The sequence below is a fragment of the Pseudoalteromonas sp. S3260 genome, from assembly GCF_005886925.1.
GTDB lineage: Bacteria > Pseudomonadota > Gammaproteobacteria > Enterobacterales > Alteromonadaceae > Pseudoalteromonas > Pseudoalteromonas tetraodonis.
Map to the genome: position 1 here is coordinate 1 of NZ_PNCV01000381.1, position 231 is coordinate 231.

General features: G+C 39.8%; 1 protein-coding gene. It reads left to right on the forward strand.

The genetic code is table 11. The features are described 5' to 3' along the window. Positions 1-231 (forward strand): 3-hydroxyacyl-CoA dehydrogenase NAD-binding domain-containing protein (locus CWC14_RS18885; RefSeq protein WP_249928792.1); only part of this gene is annotated, 231 nt, incomplete at both ends.

Here is a 231-nt window from a genome sequence, read left to right on the forward strand (position 1 = left end):
CGATCAGTATTAACAGTCTGGCAGAAGAATTTATGTATCCTCATCAATTCGCGGGGATGCATTTTTTCAATCCTGCACCCATCATGAAACTGGTTGAAATAATACAGGGAGCACAAACTGATCCTAATATAATAGCCGTGTTAGTAGGAGTTGCCAAACAAATGAAAAAAATACCTGGACGATGTAGCGATGCACCCGGTTTTATTGTGAATAGAGTTGCTCGGCATTATT